Below are 15,268 nucleotides of genomic sequence, written 5' to 3'. Positions count from 1 at the left end.
CGGATCCGGTCGGGTGACAGGACAGGTCCGGTGTGACGACCGGGCCGATCGGGTGAGGGACAGGCCGTATGAAGGCTCGGACCAGACCGCATCAGGCCCGGCCCAGTCAGGCCCAGCCCAGCCCAGCCCGGTCAGGTCAGGTCAGGTGACGGTGATCGCCTGGACCGGGCAGGCGCGGGCGGCCTCCTTGACCGTGGGCCCGTCGGCGGCGGCCTCGTAGTCGGGCAGCAGCTCGCTGAACCCGTCGTCGTCCTGGGTGAACACCTTCGGCGCGGTGAGCGCGCACTGTCCGGCGCCGATGCACCGGTCTTTGTCGATGTCGATACTGATGCGCATCTCGGCAAGCCTTTCCGATTCGAGCCCGTTCACCAGGTGACGGGCAGTTCCAGCAGCCCCTGAATGGTGTCGCCCGGTTTGAACGGCACCTCCTCGGCGGGCACCGCCAGCCGCAGCTCCGGAAGCCGCCGGCACAGGGTGCGCAGCGCGATCTCCATCTCGGCCCGCGCCAGGTTCTGCCCCAGGCACTGGTGGATCCCGAATCCGAAGGCGACGTGATTGCGCGCGTTCCGACCGAGGTCCAATTCGTCCGGTGCCGTGTAGACGGCGTCGTCACGGTTGCTCGCCGCCGTGGACAGGACGACGCCGTCCCCCTCCCGGATGGTCACGCCGCCCACTTCGATGTCCTGAACCGCCACCCGCGAGATCCCGTCCGCGATGGAGAGGAATCGCAGCAGTTCCTCGACCGCGGAGGGCATCAGATCGTCCGACTCCCGCATCCGGGCCAGCTGGTCGGGGTGCTGGAGCAGTGTGAAGGTGCCGAGCGAAATCATGTTCGCGGTCGTCTCGTGCCCGGCCACGAGCAGGATCTCGGCCAGCCGCACGAGCTGTTCGTGGTCCACGGCCCCGGTCTCCAACTGCTTGGCGATCAACTCGTCCAGAAGCCCCTCGCCGGGGGTCGCACGCTTCTGCTCGATCAGTTCGCGGAAGTAGTCGTCGAGGGCCTCCCGCGCCTCCTCGACGTCGGTGGCCGCAGGGCCTCGGAGCAGCCTGCGCGACTGCCCCTCGAAGAACTCGTGGTCGGCATAGGGCACTCCGAGAAGGGCGCAGATGACCATGGAGGGCACCGGCAGCGCGAAGGAACCGACAAGGTCGGCCGGCGGTCCCTGCTCGATCATCCGGTCGAGGAGACCGTCCACGGTCTGCTGGATCTGCGGCCGAAGGGCCGCCGTCCGCTTGACCGTGAAGCTCGGGATCAGCATCCGGCGCTGGGCGTTGTGCTCCGGGTCGTCCACACCGAGCAGTTCGACCCGCCGCAGGCTCGACTTGGCCAGCCGTTCGGCGAAGAACGGGAACGCGGGGTTCTCCCGGTTGGACGACAGTCTCGGGTCCACCAGGAGCGCACGCGCCTCGGCGAGTCCCGTCACCAGCCACACCTTGCGTCCGTCGAAGAGACGGGCGGGCGCTACCGGCCGCTGCATATCGCGACGCGCGTCAAGGTATTGCGTCGGGGGGTGGTAGGGACAGGTGCGGTTCTGCGGAAATGAGATGGTTTCAGCGTCTGCCATGGCGGACCTCGCAGATGATGAGGGAGTCCTACCGATCTCTGCCCACTAGATGCCTCAGGCACCTAAATGGTCCAGGTGATGTTCGGCCAAATGTCCTCCGACAACCTTCGGACCCCCTCGTTCCATTCTCCTCTCCCTCCGTCGCTCGCCCCCCTCCGCCGATCACTCTCCCGCCGCCGGACCGAACCCGCACGCCGAGCACACCCGCCGACCCCCACCCCCTCCACCCCTCCCCCGCTCCTCCCCCACTCCACCCCCCTCTTCACCCCGCTTCACCCGAAAACCACTTATCGCCGTTTTCCCCAGGAAAGGGGCAAGATGGAAGGCGATAGGGCGACTGGAGGCGACGATGAGCCGAACCCGTTCCCGTTACGCCCCCGACAGCGGCCTGACCACACGCATGGTCGGCACCATGTTCCTGATCGGACTGCTGTACGTGGTGCTGGTCGGCGTGCTGCTCGCCGTGCTGCGCGGCGCCTGGCCAATCATTCTGATTCTCGTCGGTGGCATGTTCATCGCGCAGTTCTGGTTCAGTGACCGGATCGCGGCATTCAGCATGGGGGCCCGCGAAGTCACGCCCCAGGAGGCACCCGAGCTGCACGGCGCCATCGACCGGATCTGTGCCCTGGCCGACGTGCCGAAGCCACGTGTGGCCATCGCCCAAAGCGATGTGCCGAACGCCTTCGCGACCGGACGCAACGAGAAGACCGCCCTGGTCTGCGCCACCACCGGGCTCCTGCGCAGGCTCGATCCCCCGGAACTGGAGGGCGTTCTCGCGCACGAGATGTCACATGTCGCCCACCGCGATGTGGCGGTCATGACGATCGCCTCATTCCTCGGTGTCATGGCCGGCATCATCACCCGCGTCGCGCTGTGGGGCGGCCTCTCCCGCAGCAGCCGGAGCAACGACCCCGTCGGCATCATCGTCATGCTGATCCCGCTGATCAGCGCGGTCGTGTACGTGCTGAGCTTCCTGCTCACCCGGCTGCTCTCGCGCTACCGCGAACTCTCCGCCGACCGCGCCGCCGCCCTGCTGACCGGCCGCCCCTCGGCGCTCGCCTCCGCGCTCACGAAGGTGAGCGGCCAGATGGCCCGCATCCCGACGGAGGACCTGCGCAAGGCCGAGCCGTACAACGCCTTCTACTTCGTTCCCGCGTTCTCCTCCAAGGAGAGCCTGAGCCGGCTGCTCTCCTCGCACCCGACGCTCGAAAAGCGACTGGACCAGCTGGCCCGCATCTCCGCCGACCTCGCCCGCCCGTAACGGTCTCGCCCACGGCCAGGTCGTCAGGAACCCGGCCCCGGGATCCCACCGGAAGGAACGCGCATGGGTCTCCTCGACGTCATCCTGGGCCGCAGCAAGCCGGTCCGCCCCGACCTCGACCAGCTCTTCGCCGTCCCGTCCGCCGCCCTCACTCTCCAGGCCGGGGCCGAATTCGAACCCACCGGGCTCGGCTCGGTCTGTTTCGCGGGCGTCGAGGGCGGCACCTTCGCCCGGATCCAGCAGGACGTACGCGAACTCCTCGACGCCGACACCGAGCACGGCGGCATCCCGGTGGAGTTCAGCCAGGACGCCTACGGCTACACCTGGCTGCTCGCCCGCCAGGCCCCGGACGACGTGGCATCCCTGGTCAACGACCTGCACGCGGTCAACACGCTGTTGCAGGACGGCGGCTTCGGGCCGCAACTACTCTGCTCGCTGATCGGTTTCCGGGACTCCCGGAGCCGGCCGCTGGCGCTCGTCTACCTCTACAAGCGCGGTACGTTCTACCCGTTCGCGCCCGTCCCCGGAAGCTTGGAAAGGCGCGACAATCAGCTGGAATTGCAGGTCAGGGCGGTGCTGGGGGACGACCTCCGGATGGAGAAGGACCTGGCCCGCTGGTTCCCGGTGTGGGGGGCGCCGGGCCTCTGAGGCGTGGGCCACGAAGCATGAAGGGGTCGCCGTGCGCGACGACCCGTGTCCGGTTCTCGCGCCCATCCGTATCATCACTGCCATGACTGCCGAGCCCCCGCTCCCCGCCAAGCCTCTGCGCGCTTCCCACGCCGATCGCGAGGCGGTGGTCGAGCAGTTGCGGGAGGCGGCGGCCGAGGGACGCATCGATCTCGACGAGCTGGACACCCGGCTCGGACTGGCCCTGTCCGCCAAGACCTGTGCCGAGCTGGTTCCCCTCACCGAGGACCTGATTCCCGTCGTGGTGGCCGCGGGTGAGCCGCTGGTCCTCAAGGGCGGTATGCACGGCGCAAGCCGCTCGGGTCGTTGGAAGGTGCCCCCGCTGATCCACGCCCACGGCGGTGCCGGTGGCGTCCGGATCGACTTCACCCGCGCCGAATGCCGGCTTCGCGAGATCGAACTGGAAGTGCACGGGGGGATGGGCGGTGTGAGGATCGTCGTTCCGGAGGGCTGGACCGTGCAGGCCGACGACCTGTCCCTCGGCCTCGGCGGCCTGAAGAACAAGACCACGGAGGAGAGGGCCGCGGGCACCCCGCTGCTCCGGCTGACGGGATCGTGCGGCATGGGGGGCGTGTTCGTCCGCCACCCCAACTTCCTCGAACGCCGCAAGCTGCGCGACGCCGGAACGGACTGAGGCACGCCCGCGCACCGCGCCTCGACCGACCGCCTTCCGCAACTCCCCCTCCCCGTCCTTCTCCGAGCCGGAGGACGCGAACCGTTCTTCGGAGCCGGACGAGGCGAACGGCTCCGAGAAACCGAAAGTCCGGAACGGCTCCCCAGGGCCGAAAGTCCGGAACGGCTCCCCAGAACCGAAGGCCCGGAACGGCTCCTCAGGGCCGAAGGTCCGGAACGGGTTCTCGGGGCCGGAAGACGGGAACGGTTTCCTGGCCCGGCTCGCGCCGGAAGGCCACCCGCAGCGGCATGCCGATCGCCAGACCCCGTTCCGGGCAGTCCACGATCTCCGTCATCATCCGAGGCCCCTCGACGAGGTCGACGACGGCGGCGGTGTACGGAACGCGGGCGCCGAACGGCGGCAGGTCGTTGCGGTGGACGACCGACCAGGTGTACAGCGTGGCCTCGCCGCTCGCCCGCTCCCAGACGACCTCGTCGCTCCAGCAGTGCGGGCAGAACTCACGGGGGTAGTGATGGGCCCGCCCGCAGGCCCGGCAGCGACGCAGCAGCAACTGCCCCCGGTCGGCCGCTTCCCAGTAGGGGCGGGTGAACGCGTCGGGTTCGGGCAGGTCGAAACGTGCGGCGGCGGTCACAGGAAGAGTCCGATCGCGTGGTCGAGGGACCAGGTCTGCCAGGACATCGCGAACAGTGCGACGAGCGAGATGAGCGCCATCATCGCGTTCTGCCCCTGCTCGGCCCAGTCGTGGATCATCAGTACCAGGTAGAGCAGGTTGAGGACGAGGCCGCCGACCAGGGCGACAGGGGTGAGGAATCCGGCGACCAGGCCGAGCCCGAGGGCGAGTTCGGCGTACACGACGAGGTAGGCCATCGCCCTGGGGCGCGGGGCGACGATCCGCCGGAATCCGGTGCGCACGGCCCCCCAACGGTGCTTGTTCGCCACGTCGGCGGCCCAGGCGATACCCGTACCCCGCTCGAACCAGCCCTTCTTGTCCTTGTGCCGCCAGCTCTCCAGCCACCACAGGCCCAGGCCCACCCGGAGTACGGCCAGCCACTCGGCTCCATCGAGCCAGATCGTCTGCACGCGACCTCCCACCTCCCACCCAACCGAATCTGACGGTACGTCAGTTCACCTGATGGCGGCGCCACGCACAAGAGGCCCGTCCCGTGATCCATTCGCAATCGATTCCAGCCTTGACCGAGACCCATCAAACGATCCCGCGATTACGCTCCGCACCATGTCCGACAGCGCGCACACCGCGGCCGGCTTCGCCACGGCCCCCACCGACCTGACCGAGCACCGGCCCGTGTACGTCATCGGCGGCGGTCCGGGCGGGCTGGCCGTAGCCGCGGTACTGCGCGAGCAGGGCGTGCGGGCGGTGGTGCTGGAGAAGTCCGCTCGGGTGGGGGCGTCCTGGCGCCGCCACTACGACCGGCTGCACCTGCACACGACTCGGCGCCGGTCCGCGCTGCCGGGGCTGGCCATGCCGCGCCGGTTCGGGCGCTGGGTGGCCAGGGACGACGTGGTGCGCTACCTGGAGAAGTACGCCGAGCACCACGAGCTGGAGGTGGTGACGGGTGTCGAGGTCTCCCGCGTCGACCGGGCCCCCGACGGCTCCGGCTGGCAGCTCGCCGCGAGCGGCGGACGAATACTGACCGGCCGGGCCGTCGTCGTCGCCACCGGCTTCAACCACACCCCGCGCGTTCCCGACTGGCCCGGACGCGACACGTTCACCGGCGATCTCATACACGCCGCCGACTACCGCGCCCCCGCTCCGTACGCGGGCCGGGACGTCCTGGTCGTCGGGATCGGCAACACGGGCGCGGAGATCGCCGTCGACCTGGTGGAGGGTGGGGCGTCGCGCGTACGGATCGCAGTGCGGACCGTGCCGCACATCGTGCGCCGCTCGACGGCGGGCTGGCCGGCCCAGGCGACCGGCATCCTGGTGCGCAGACTGCCGGTGCGGCTCGTCGACCGGGCCGGACGCCTGATGTCCCGGCTGGCCGTGCCCGACCTGTCCGCGCACGGACTCCCGCGCCCGGACACCGGCCTGTACTCGCGGGTCCGGGACGGTGCCATTCCGGTGCAGGACGTAGGACTCATCGACGCGGTGAGGGCCGGCCGGGTCGTGCCGGTGGCGGCCGTCGACTCGTTCGACGGGGACGCGGTGGTGCTTGCCGACGGCGAACGCATCACCCCGGACGCGGTGATCGCCGCGACCGGCTACCGCAGGTCCCTGGAGGGACTGGTCGGCCACCTGAGCGTGCTGGACATACGGGGACGCCCGGTGGTGCACGGCGGGCGCACCCCCAAGCAGGCGCCCGGCCTGTACTTCACCGGCTTCACCAACCCGATCAGCGGCATGCTGCGCGAACTGGCCCTGGACGCCCGGAAGATCGCCCGAAAGCTGGCCCGCACCCGCTGATCCCCCACCCGGCCCCGGCCCCGCGGGTCCGACACGCGACGGCACTCATGTGTGCGCACGCGGGGCGCGGCCGGGAGTACCCGGCCGCGCCCCGCCCGGCGAAGGATCCGTTACGCCTGCGGCGTCGCGTTCACCACGACCTGGGCGGTGTTGTTCCCGGGCTTCGGGTCGAACGGGAACGGCGCGTCGCCGAAGGCGGGCCTGAGGACGACCTCACCGGTGGCGTCGGGGACCACCCGGTCGATGCGCAGCTGGAACGGGAAGGTGTGCGCGGTGTCCGGCAGCGTCCAGTACGGCAGGTCGCAGGCGTAGCGCGGGGCGCCCTTACGGTTCGGGTAGTAGCCACCGCTCAGGGTCTGCGGTACGCAGTCGACGGGCGCGGAGGTGACGGTGACGCCTTCGGGGACGGTGAAGCGGAGGGTCGCCACGGGGTCGCCGGAGCCGAGGTTGCCGAACCATGCGGGACCGTTGTTGCGGAAGCCGAGCGTGGCGGTGACGGTCTCCCCGGCGGCGCCCGTGACACGGGCGCCGCTCGCCTCGAAGTCCGCGGTGTTCACCGCGCCGAACTCCGCGATGGTGTAGTTGTCCTCGTCCGCGAGGTCGGTGGCCCCGTTGCCCGGTTCGACGCCGATGTCGAAGCGCTCGGCGAGCGCGTGGGGGGCGAGGGTGACCCGCAGCGGCTCGGGCAGGGTGAAGGTGTCACCCGGTTCGAGCACCTGGTCGAAGGTGCAGTTCGCCTCCGTCATCGGCGCGTAGTCGTCGCCGCTGGTCGTCCGGTACGTGCACGCGGGGTAGCGGGTGACCACGTCGAGCCCGTACGACGCGAGGAGCCTGACGGCAAAGCCCTCGGACGGTTCGTCGCCCTTGTTCGTGACCGTGAACGGAACGGTGTGCGAGCTGCCCGGCCGGGCGTCCTTCACCGGGGTGACGCCCCCGATGGAGAGGTCCGGTCCTCCGGCGACGGTGAGCGTGGTGTCGAACGAGTCGAGCGGGGCCTCCATGGTGTCGGTGAGTCCGCCGGTGGCCACGGCGGCGTAGGTGATCCGCCCGTGCGCCCCGACCGCCGCCCCCTCCGCGGCCCGCACCGTGAGGTTGACCTGCGGGTGGTAGTCGCCGCCGATGACCGGCACCACGGGGACGTTGCACACGGCGGTCGTCCCGCTCGGGGCGCAGTTGTCCGGCCAGGTCACCTCGGCCACTCCGGCGATGCCGGAGATGTCGACCGTGAGACGGCCGTCGGTGACGGTGAAGTTGTCGTTGTCGTGGGAGAGTCCGATGTCCAGCGAACGGCTCTGCGGCTCGCCGTCGGAACCACCTGCGCGCGGCAGTTTCTGTTCGGACGGCGCGTTGATCCAGAGCTGGTCGGTCTGCTCCTCGGCGGACGCGGGAGCCGCGAGTCCGACGGTCAGCAGTCCGGCAGCAGCGGCGACACAGGCTCCGAGGCGCACGGTGCGCCGCGCGGAGTCGGGTCTCATGAATACCCCCAGAAATATGGCGATGACGACAAACGGCAGCCGGAACTCCGGCCCGATGGTTGGACGTTCAAGATCAATGCGAGGTTGTACGCGCCGGACGCCGCATCGGTCCATCGGTCGCGGAGGTGCGGCAATCCGCCGAAGCGCCGGGCCGCATCGACGCCGTGGGCTGACGGCGGGACCGACCGACGGCGGGACCGACGGAGCCGCCCGGCCCGACGCGCACGACCACGAGCACGAGCACGCAGCCGATCACCGTGGAGCATCCACGAGAGCCCGCCCCGCGCATCCTTCTCATCCCCTGACTGCACACCCATTCCTGACACGCCGTCAGTTCAGTAACCTGACAGAGTGTCAGCTATTGATGTGGCCCGGCACGCGCATCCGACGGACTTCGAGCAGGAGCGGGCGGAACGATGCTTGGATCGACTCACGGCACCCTTACCACCGACCTCCGCGCCAGGGTGGTGGCCTGCGGCGAGGAGCCGCACGCCGCCGTCCACAGCAGGACGACCGCCACCACGGAGGGCGATCTCGATGTCAGCGGCCGGCCCCTGCACGCACCCGTGCCGGATCTGGATCGGTTCTTCCGGCCGGAGTCCGTGGCCGTCGTCGGCGCCTCCGACGCCGAGGGGCGCCCCAACACGGGCATCACCCGTCAGCTGATCGCCTGGGCGGAACGGGTCGGCGCCCGGCTGCATCCGGTCCACCCCACCCGGGACTCCGTGTTCGGGCGTCCCTGCCACCCGTCCGTCGCCGACCTGCCGGAGCAGGTCGACCTGGCCGTGCTGCTGGTCGGCGACCCGCTCCCGGTGATCGAGGAACTCGCGCAGGCCAAGGTGAAGTTCGCCGTCGCCTTCGCCTCCGGATTCGCCGAGACCGGCGAGGAGGGCGCCGCTGCCCAGGCGCGGCTTGCCGCAGCGGTGGAACGGTCGGGGCTGCGCCTGCTCGGCCCGAACACCAACCTCAACGCCTTCGAGAGGTTCCGCGACGACCTGGACGGTCCGGCGATCGCCCTGATCACCCAGTCCGGCCACCAGGGGCGTCCCGTCCACACCCTTCAGGAGCTGGGCGTACGGCTCTCCCACTGGGCCCCCACGGGCAACGAGGCGGACCTGGAGACCGCCGACTTCATCTCGTACTTCTCCCGGCGCCCGGAGGTCGGGGCCATCGCCTGCTACGTGGAGGGGCTCAAGGACGGGCGTTCCTTCCTCCTGGCGGCGGACCGGGCCGCGCGGGCCGGGGTCCCGGTGGTGGCGGTCAAGGTGGGACGTACGGAGACGGGCGCCAGGACCGCCGCATCGCACACCGGCAAGCTGACCGGCGCCGACCGGGTGGTGGACGCGGCGATGCGGCAGTTCGGTGTGATCCGGGTGGACGGGCTGGACGAACTCCAGGACACCTCGGCCCTGCTGGCGCGGGCCCGGAAGCCGCGCGCCGACGGCGTCGTGGTGTATTCGATCTCCGGCGGCACCGGGGCGCACTTCTCGGACCTGGCGACGGCCGCGGGCCTGTCCCTCCCCACCCTGTCCGAGGAGAAGCAGCGCGAGCTGCACACGTGGATACCCGCCTACCTGAACGTGGCGAACCCCGTCGACAACGGTGGCCACCCGGTCGGCGACTGGCGCGGCCGGAAGATCATCGATGCGATCCTCGCCGATCCCGACGTCGGCGTGCTGATCTGTCCCATCACCGGCCCCTTCCCGCCGATGAGCGACAGACTCGCCCAGGACCTGGTGGACGCGGCGGAGGCCACGGACAAGCTGGTGTGCGTGGTGTGGGGCTCGCCCGTCGGCACCGAGGACGCCTACCGCACGACGCTGCTCGGCTCGTCCCGTGTGGCCACCTTCCGGACCTTCCGCAACTGCATCACCGCCGTGAGGGCCTACCTGGACCACCACCGCTTCACCGCCCACTACCGATCCCCCTTCGACGAGGCACCGCGCACGCCGTCGCCCTCGTACCGCAAGGCGCAGGGACTGCTGCGCGCGGGCCGTCGGCTGAGCGAGCACGCGGCGAAACAGCTGCTGCGGGCGTACGGCATCCGGGTGCCCCGCGAGCAGCTGGTGACCAGCGCGGCGGCGGCCGTCCGGGCAGCGGGCCTGGTCGGCTATCCGGTCGTCATGAAGGCGTCGGGGGCCGGACTCGCCCACAAGACGGAGCTGGGTCTCGTCAAGGTCGGCCTCACCTCCGCCAGCCAGGTACGCGACGCATACCGCGAACTGACCGACATCGCCCGGTACGAGGACATCGAGCTGGACGGAATCCTGGTCTGCCAGATGGTGGAACGGGGCGTCGAAATGATGGTCGGCGTCACGCAGGACGCCCTCTTCGGGCCGACCGTGACGGTCGGGCTCGGCGGTGTGCTCGTCGAGGTGCTGCACGACACGGCGGTACGGGTACCGCCGTTCGGCGAGGACCAGGCACGATCGATGCTCGGCGAGCTGCGCGGCCGGGCCCTGCTGGAGGGGGTGCGCGGCGGTCCGCCGACGGACGTGGACGCGCTTGTCGAGGTCGTACTGCGGGTGCAGCGGATGGCGCTCGAACTCGGGGACGACCTCGCCGAGCTGGACATCAACCCCTTGATGGTGCTGGGGCGCGGGCAGGGCGCGGTGGCCCTGGACGCGCTGGCCGTCTGCCGCTGAGGGGGCGCGGCACCGACGAACCCGTCGGGCCGGCCCCACCCGCCACACCGAGCCGGCCCACCGGGACGTACGAACCCGCCGGACCGTGCAGACCCACCGGGCCGTGCAGACCCACCGGACCGCACGAGCCCGGTGCGCCGCCCCGCCCCTCCGGACCGTACGAACCCGCCGCCCCGCCCCGGCCCACCACCGCCCGCCAAGGAGTTGCCCCATGCCGTCCTCCCCCGAAGACACCGAGAACACCACCGACCGCACCCTTCGCGCCGGGGACACCGGACATGCCGATGGCCCCGGTCGCGCCGAGCACTCCGGGGCTGCCGCCCCCTCGGCCGCCCCGGTCGATTCATTGGTACTCCACGCCACTGACAACGGCGTCTCCTGGATCACTCTCAACCGCCCCGAGGCGATGAACGCCGTCACCTGGGACCAGCGGGAACGCGTCATCGCGCTGCTCGCCGAAGCCTCCGCCGACCCCGCGGTCCGGGCCGTCGTCCTCACAGCAACCGGCCGCGGCTTCTGCGCCGGCGCCGACCTGCGCGGTGCCCCCGCTCCGGGGCCCTCCACCCCGGGCACCCGCGCACCCGGCGACCGGGTACCGGGGGATGTGGCCCGAACGATCCGGCTCGGCGCGCAACGCCTGATCGCGGCGGTCCTGGACTGCGAAAAACCCGTCATCGCGGCCGTCAACGGCACGGCGGCCGGAATCGGCGCCCACCTCGCGTTCGCCTGCGATCTGGTGCTGGCGGCCGAAACCGCGAAGTTCATCGAGGTGTTCGTACGCCGCGGCCTCGTGCCGGACGGCGGTGGCGCCTACCTGCTGCCGCGCCTGATCGGCCCGCAGCGCACCAAGGAGCTGATGTTCTTCGGGGACGCCGTTCCCGCGTCGGACGCGGAACGCCTGGGCCTGGTCAACCGGGTGGTACCGGACGCGGATCTGAAGGCGACGGCCCGGACCTGGGCCGAACGGCTGGCCGACGGCCCGACCCGATCCATCGCCCTCGCCAAGCAGCTCGTGAACGCGTCGCTGGAATCCGACCGTGGCACGGCCTTCGCGGCCGAGGCCACGGCCCAGGAGATCAACATGACGACGCGCGACGCCAACGAGGGCGTGGCGAGCTTCGTGGAGCGCCGCGCGCCCACGTACCGGGGGCTGTGACGGCCGCCCGTGCCGGGAGAGGTGCTACTCCCCGGCGAAGACGTCCTCCACGGACGAGGCCGTGGGAGCCCGCAGCAACCACCGACTCAACATCTCGACATCGCCACAACTCAAAATCCGCTCGCGCGCCCCACCCGGCACATCCACACCCACCTGCCCCAGAAGGGGCAGAACACTCTTCGCCATACCCTCCGCACGGCCCTCCGCACGACCCTCGTCCCGGATCTCCTCCGAAAGAGCCGACGTGTAGAACGAAAGATCCACGGCCACCAGATTCCTCCGCTGTTGTGCGGCCGGACGATTGCCCAGGCCCTGTGCGGTGAGTTCGACGATGGGGTCGGCAATGGTTTCCGGTACGTCCCGCAGTGCGGTCGACAGCGTCTTCAGTAAGGTACCGATGTCCGGATCGCCTGCATGTCTGATCGCCGCCGGCGTGGTCAGTGCCAGGTCCTTGCGGGCCTCGGCCGCGTCCGTGATCACAGGCATGTTGTGCGGGCCCGCGAACGGAGTATTTGGACACCCCGCCACGGTTCACGTCCGCGACTCGAAGAACGCGCACGGCCCCCGCCTCGCCGTCACGTCCTCCGCCTGGGCGGACTTCGTGGCGTTCACCACCGGAAGCCGATCCGGCACCGGTCCGCCGCTCGGCGTATCCGCCTCGACGCCGAAAATCTTTACGCCGGACTTCCGACCTGACGGTACGTCAGCTTCAATTGTCGTGTGATGGGACACGCAGGCATGGCCGCCACCGCCGTCCGGTACCTCAGGTCCGTCGGCGCCGCCACCGTCGCCGGACCGGCGTCGATCGATCCGTTACCGCGTCCGGATCTGCGCGCCGTCGCCGAGGACGAGCGGGCACCCGTCGATGCGGCGGAATTCCGGCGTGTGCTGGGGCACTTCGCCAGTGGGGTCACCGTCGTCACCGCGTACGACCCGGCCGACACCGACGGACCGGCCGGGTTCGCCTGCCAGTCGTTCGCGTCGCTCTCGCTGGACCCGCCGCTGGTCGCGTTCATGGTCGCCCGCACTTCGACGACCTGGCCGCGCATCGCCCGCGCCGGGGTCTTCTGCGTGAACGTCCTCGGTGCGGGCCAGGGAGAGCTGTGCCGGGGCTTCGCGGTGAGCGGAGCCGACAAGTTCGCGGGAATCGGGTACGCGGCCGCTCCGGTGACCGGATCGCCGCTGCTGGACGGCGTACCGGCCTGGATCGACTGCCGCATCCACGCCGTCCACACCGGGGGCGACCACCTGATCGTCGTCGGCCGGGTGGAAGCGCTGGGGGCGGCGGACCCGGCTGACGGGGGAACGGCCGGGCACGGGGGCGGGGACGAAGGAACGAACGGTCCGCTGCTGTTCCACCGGGGGAAGTTCGGGCGCTTCGCCCCCCTCACCGGGTGAGCCCGCACCGGCGAACGGCGTCCAGGCGGTGGCCGAACCCGCCCTCAGCCGGGACCGGCGGCCCCCGCCGGTTCCCGGACCCGTCGGATCACCAGGGCCATCAGGGCCGCCGTGGCACACAGTGCGCCCGACGCGTACCAGACGACGTCGTACGAGCCGAAGACGTCCCGAGCCACCCCGCCCAGGAAGGCGACCAGCGCCGCCCCCACCTGGTGGGAGGCGAGGACCCAGCCGAAGACGATGGCGCTGTCGTCCCCGTACTGCTCGCGGCACAGGGCCAGCGTGGGCGGAACGGTGGCGACCCAGTCCAGGCCGTAGAAGACGATGAACAGCACCATCGGCGGGTGCACCTCGGGTGCCAGCAGCATCGGCAGGAAGAGCAGCGAGACACCGCGCAGTGCGTAGTAGACGGCGAGCAGCCGCCGGGCGTCGAAGCGGTCGGTGAGCCAGCCGGAGAAGACCGTGCCGATGACGTCGAAGACCCCGATGACGGCGAGCAGTGAGGCGGCGGCGGTGATGGGCATGCCGTGGTCGTGGGCCGAGGGCACGAAGTGCGTGCGAATCAGGCCGTTGGTCGAGGCGCCGCAGATCGCGAACGTACCGGCCAGCAGCCAGAACGGGCCGGTGCGCGCCGCGTCGAACAGGACCCGCACGGTGCGCCGTGCCGCCCCGCGGGCGGGTGCGGGCTTGGCCGTGTAGGTACCGCCGTACGGGGCGAGGCCCACATCGGCCGGGTGGTCGCGCAGCAGCAGCCAGACGAACGGGACGACGACCAGGGCCGCGAGTGCCACCGTCACCGAGGCCGGGCGCCAGCCGTGTTCGGCGACGATCCAGGCGCACAGCGGCAGGAAGACCAGCTGGCCCGAGGCGCCGGCCGCGGTCAGGATGCCGGTGACCAGGCCGCGCCGGGCGACGAACCAGCGATTGGTGACGGTCGCGGAGAACGCCATCGCCATGGAGCCGGTGCCCAGACCGACGAGCAGGCCCCAATAGATCACCAGCTGCCAGACCTCGGTCATCCAGACGCCGGCCAGCGCCCCGGCCGCCACCGCGCCGAGCGCGACGACCACCACTCTGCGGATGCCGAAGCGGTCCATCAGGGCGGCGGCGAACGGTGCGGTGAGCCCGTACAACGCCATGTCGACGGAGACGGCGAACCCGATCTCCCCACGTGACCAGCCGAATTCAGTGTGGAGCGGGTCGATGAGGAGGCCGGGGAGCGCGTTGAACGCGGCGCCGCCGATGATCGTCACGAACGTGACGGCCGCGACGATCCACGCACGGTGCACGCGTCGGCCGGAGGGTCGACGGGGCCGAGGGTGGGCCGCTCCACCGCCGCCGTCGTCGTTCCGGGCGGCGGCGCTTTCGGTTGTCCGGGTCACGTCGGTCAGCATCGGGGCCGGAGGGCCGGGCAGGCCATTGGCCGGAAGGACACGGTTCGCAGGGATCGGGCCACGAAGGATGACGGCAGCCGGGGAACGGGCCCACGGGCTCCGCCCGGCACACGGGCCGACGCGTAGGGTTCCTGCCTCGCCCACATGCCGTCAGGGACCGGGATGCGCGCGCTCCTGGTTCCGAGGCACGTCTCCGGATCGGCCGGGACGACGCTCAAAACGCCCGCGCCCGGCGAAGCCGATGAAACGGGCGGGGCCGGTGAAGCGGGCGGCGAGAACCGCCAGGGCCCAGGCCACCACCGCGCCGACCGTGTACCAGAACAGGTCGGGTGCGTTGAAGGTCGAGCCGAGCACCAGCCGCGCCGCCACGCTGTGCCGGGAAAGCTCCGCGGGCAGATCGGTGAGTTGGAGGAACTCGACCGCCCAGCTCACCGCCAGCGCCGTCCCGGCCGCCACGCCCGGCCGCATGCGGGGCGCGGCAACGAACACCAGGGCGCAGATCAGCACGGTGTAGAGCATGTCCCCCGCGTACTTGGCGACGCCCCCCGCGGCCACGGCCCTGATCCCGAGCCCGGCGGCAACCGTCAGTACCGCCGCGCCTACGGCCGTCATCCGCGTCATCGTCACCGTC

General features: G+C 70.9%; 16 protein-coding genes. 8 read left to right on the top strand and 8 right to left on the bottom strand.

Going from position 1 to position 15,268, the window contains the following annotated elements; genetic code table 11:
• Nucleotides 1–141: 141 nt before the first annotated feature.
• Both ACFC79_RS08710 and ACFC79_RS08705 read right to left on the bottom strand, forming a co-directional pair.
• The gene (locus ACFC79_RS08710) at nt 142–330 is read right to left on the bottom strand and encodes a ferredoxin (protein ID WP_376237519.1); all 189 of its coding nucleotides are present in this window, start codon (nt 328–330) and stop codon (nt 142–144) included.
• A 35-nt stretch (nt 331–365) separates the two neighbouring features.
• Nucleotides 366–1,565: a cytochrome P450 gene (locus ACFC79_RS08705; RefSeq protein ID WP_376236970.1), complete on the bottom strand. Its 1,200-nt coding sequence runs from the start codon at nt 1,563–1,565 to the stop codon at nt 366–368.
• 349 nt (nt 1,566–1,914) lie between these two features.
• On the opposite strand from ACFC79_RS08705, the gene htpX reads away from it, so the two are divergent.
• From htpX to ACFC79_RS08690, 3 genes are all read left to right on the top strand, one after another.
• Nucleotides 1,915–2,826: a zinc metalloprotease HtpX gene (gene htpX / locus ACFC79_RS08700; RefSeq protein WP_376236967.1), complete on the top strand. Its 912-nt coding sequence runs from the start codon at nt 1,915–1,917 to the stop codon at nt 2,824–2,826.
• 63 nt (nt 2,827–2,889) lie between these two features.
• The gene (locus ACFC79_RS08695; RefSeq protein WP_376236965.1) at nt 2,890–3,474 is read left to right on the top strand and encodes a hypothetical protein; all 585 of its coding nucleotides are present in this window, start codon (nt 2,890–2,892) and stop codon (nt 3,472–3,474) included.
• 82 nt (nt 3,475–3,556) lie between these two features.
• The gene (locus tag ACFC79_RS08690) at nt 3,557–4,147 is read left to right on the top strand and encodes a DUF1707 domain-containing protein (protein WP_376236962.1); all 591 of its coding nucleotides are present in this window, start codon (nt 3,557–3,559) and stop codon (nt 4,145–4,147) included.
• A 196-nt stretch (nt 4,148–4,343) separates the two neighbouring features.
• Here ACFC79_RS08690 and ACFC79_RS08685 read toward each other — a convergent pair whose 3' ends face one another.
• Nucleotides 4,344–4,778 carry a Zn-ribbon domain-containing OB-fold protein gene (locus ACFC79_RS08685; protein ID WP_376236959.1) on the bottom strand — a complete coding sequence of 145 codons (435 nt, stop codon included), beginning with the start codon at nt 4,776–4,778 and terminating at the stop codon, nt 4,344–4,346.
• Nucleotides 4,775–5,227 carry a DoxX family protein gene (locus tag ACFC79_RS08680; protein WP_376236956.1) on the bottom strand — a complete coding sequence of 151 codons (453 nt, stop codon included), beginning with the start codon at nt 5,225–5,227 and terminating at the stop codon, nt 4,775–4,777. The genes ACFC79_RS08685 and ACFC79_RS08680 overlap by 4 nt, the downstream gene beginning before the upstream one ends.
• Nucleotides 5,228–5,381: 154 nt before the next feature.
• Here ACFC79_RS08680 and ACFC79_RS08675 point away from each other — a divergent pair, with 154 nt between their 5' ends.
• Entirely contained in the window at nt 5,382–6,569 is a 1,188-nt protein-coding gene (locus ACFC79_RS08675; protein WP_376236953.1) for a flavin-containing monooxygenase, read from the top strand.
• 110 nt (nt 6,570–6,679) lie between these two features.
• Here the strand turns inward: ACFC79_RS08675 and ACFC79_RS08670 are convergent, their stop codons facing one another.
• A complete protein-coding gene (locus ACFC79_RS08670) occupies nt 6,680–8,044 on the bottom strand; it encodes a hypothetical protein (protein ID WP_376236951.1) in 1,365 nt (454 codons plus the stop codon).
• Nucleotides 8,045–8,460: 416 nt separating this feature from the next.
• Here ACFC79_RS08670 and ACFC79_RS08665 point away from each other — a divergent pair, with 416 nt between their 5' ends.
• Complete coding sequence (locus ACFC79_RS08665) at nt 8,461–10,689, top strand: acetate--CoA ligase family protein (RefSeq protein ID WP_376236948.1); 2,229 nt, start codon at nt 8,461–8,463, stop codon at nt 10,687–10,689.
• Between the two features lie 211 nt (nt 10,690–10,900).
• Nucleotides 10,901–11,845, top strand: a complete 945-nt coding sequence (locus ACFC79_RS08660) for an enoyl-CoA hydratase/isomerase family protein (RefSeq protein WP_376236946.1) — start codon at nt 10,901–10,903, stop codon at nt 11,843–11,845.
• 24 nt (nt 11,846–11,869) lie between these two features.
• On the opposite strand, the gene ACFC79_RS08655 is transcribed toward ACFC79_RS08660, so the two are convergent.
• Entirely contained in the window at nt 11,870–12,325 is a 456-nt protein-coding gene (locus tag ACFC79_RS08655) for a hypothetical protein (protein ID WP_376237563.1), read from the bottom strand.
• Here ACFC79_RS08655 and ACFC79_RS08650 point away from each other — a divergent pair.
• Together ACFC79_RS08650 and ACFC79_RS08645 are read left to right on the top strand one after the other, a co-directional pair.
• Nucleotides 12,243–12,569: a DUF397 domain-containing protein gene (locus ACFC79_RS08650; RefSeq protein WP_376237516.1), complete on the top strand. Its 327-nt coding sequence runs from the start codon at nt 12,243–12,245 to the stop codon at nt 12,567–12,569. The two genes, ACFC79_RS08655 and ACFC79_RS08650, sit on opposite strands and share 83 nt — an antisense overlap.
• 14 nt (nt 12,570–12,583) lie before the next feature.
• Nucleotides 12,584–13,243 (top strand): flavin reductase family protein, encoded by a 660-nt coding sequence (locus ACFC79_RS08645; protein ID WP_376237514.1) that lies wholly within the window; start codon nt 12,584–12,586, stop codon nt 13,241–13,243.
• A 44-nt stretch (nt 13,244–13,287) separates the two neighbouring features.
• On the opposite strand, the gene ACFC79_RS08640 is transcribed toward ACFC79_RS08645, so the two are convergent.
• On the bottom strand, nt 13,288–14,637 hold the full coding sequence (locus tag ACFC79_RS08640) for an MFS transporter (protein ID WP_376236943.1): 1,350 nt from the start codon (nt 14,635–14,637) through the stop codon (nt 13,288–13,290).
• A gap of 150 nt (nt 14,638–14,787) precedes the next feature.
• Complete coding sequence (locus ACFC79_RS08635) at nt 14,788–15,258, bottom strand: DUF2809 domain-containing protein (RefSeq protein WP_376237512.1); 471 nt, start codon at nt 15,256–15,258, stop codon at nt 14,788–14,790.
• Between the last annotated feature and the right edge of the window lie 10 nt (nt 15,259–15,268).

It is taken from the genome of Streptomyces sp. NPDC056061 (assembly GCF_042266885.1).
In the GTDB taxonomy this organism is placed as follows: domain Bacteria; phylum Actinomycetota; class Actinomycetes; order Streptomycetales; family Streptomycetaceae; genus Streptomyces.
Note: the sequence above shows the minus strand (reverse complement) of the source record. Positions and strands in the feature narration are given on the sequence as shown.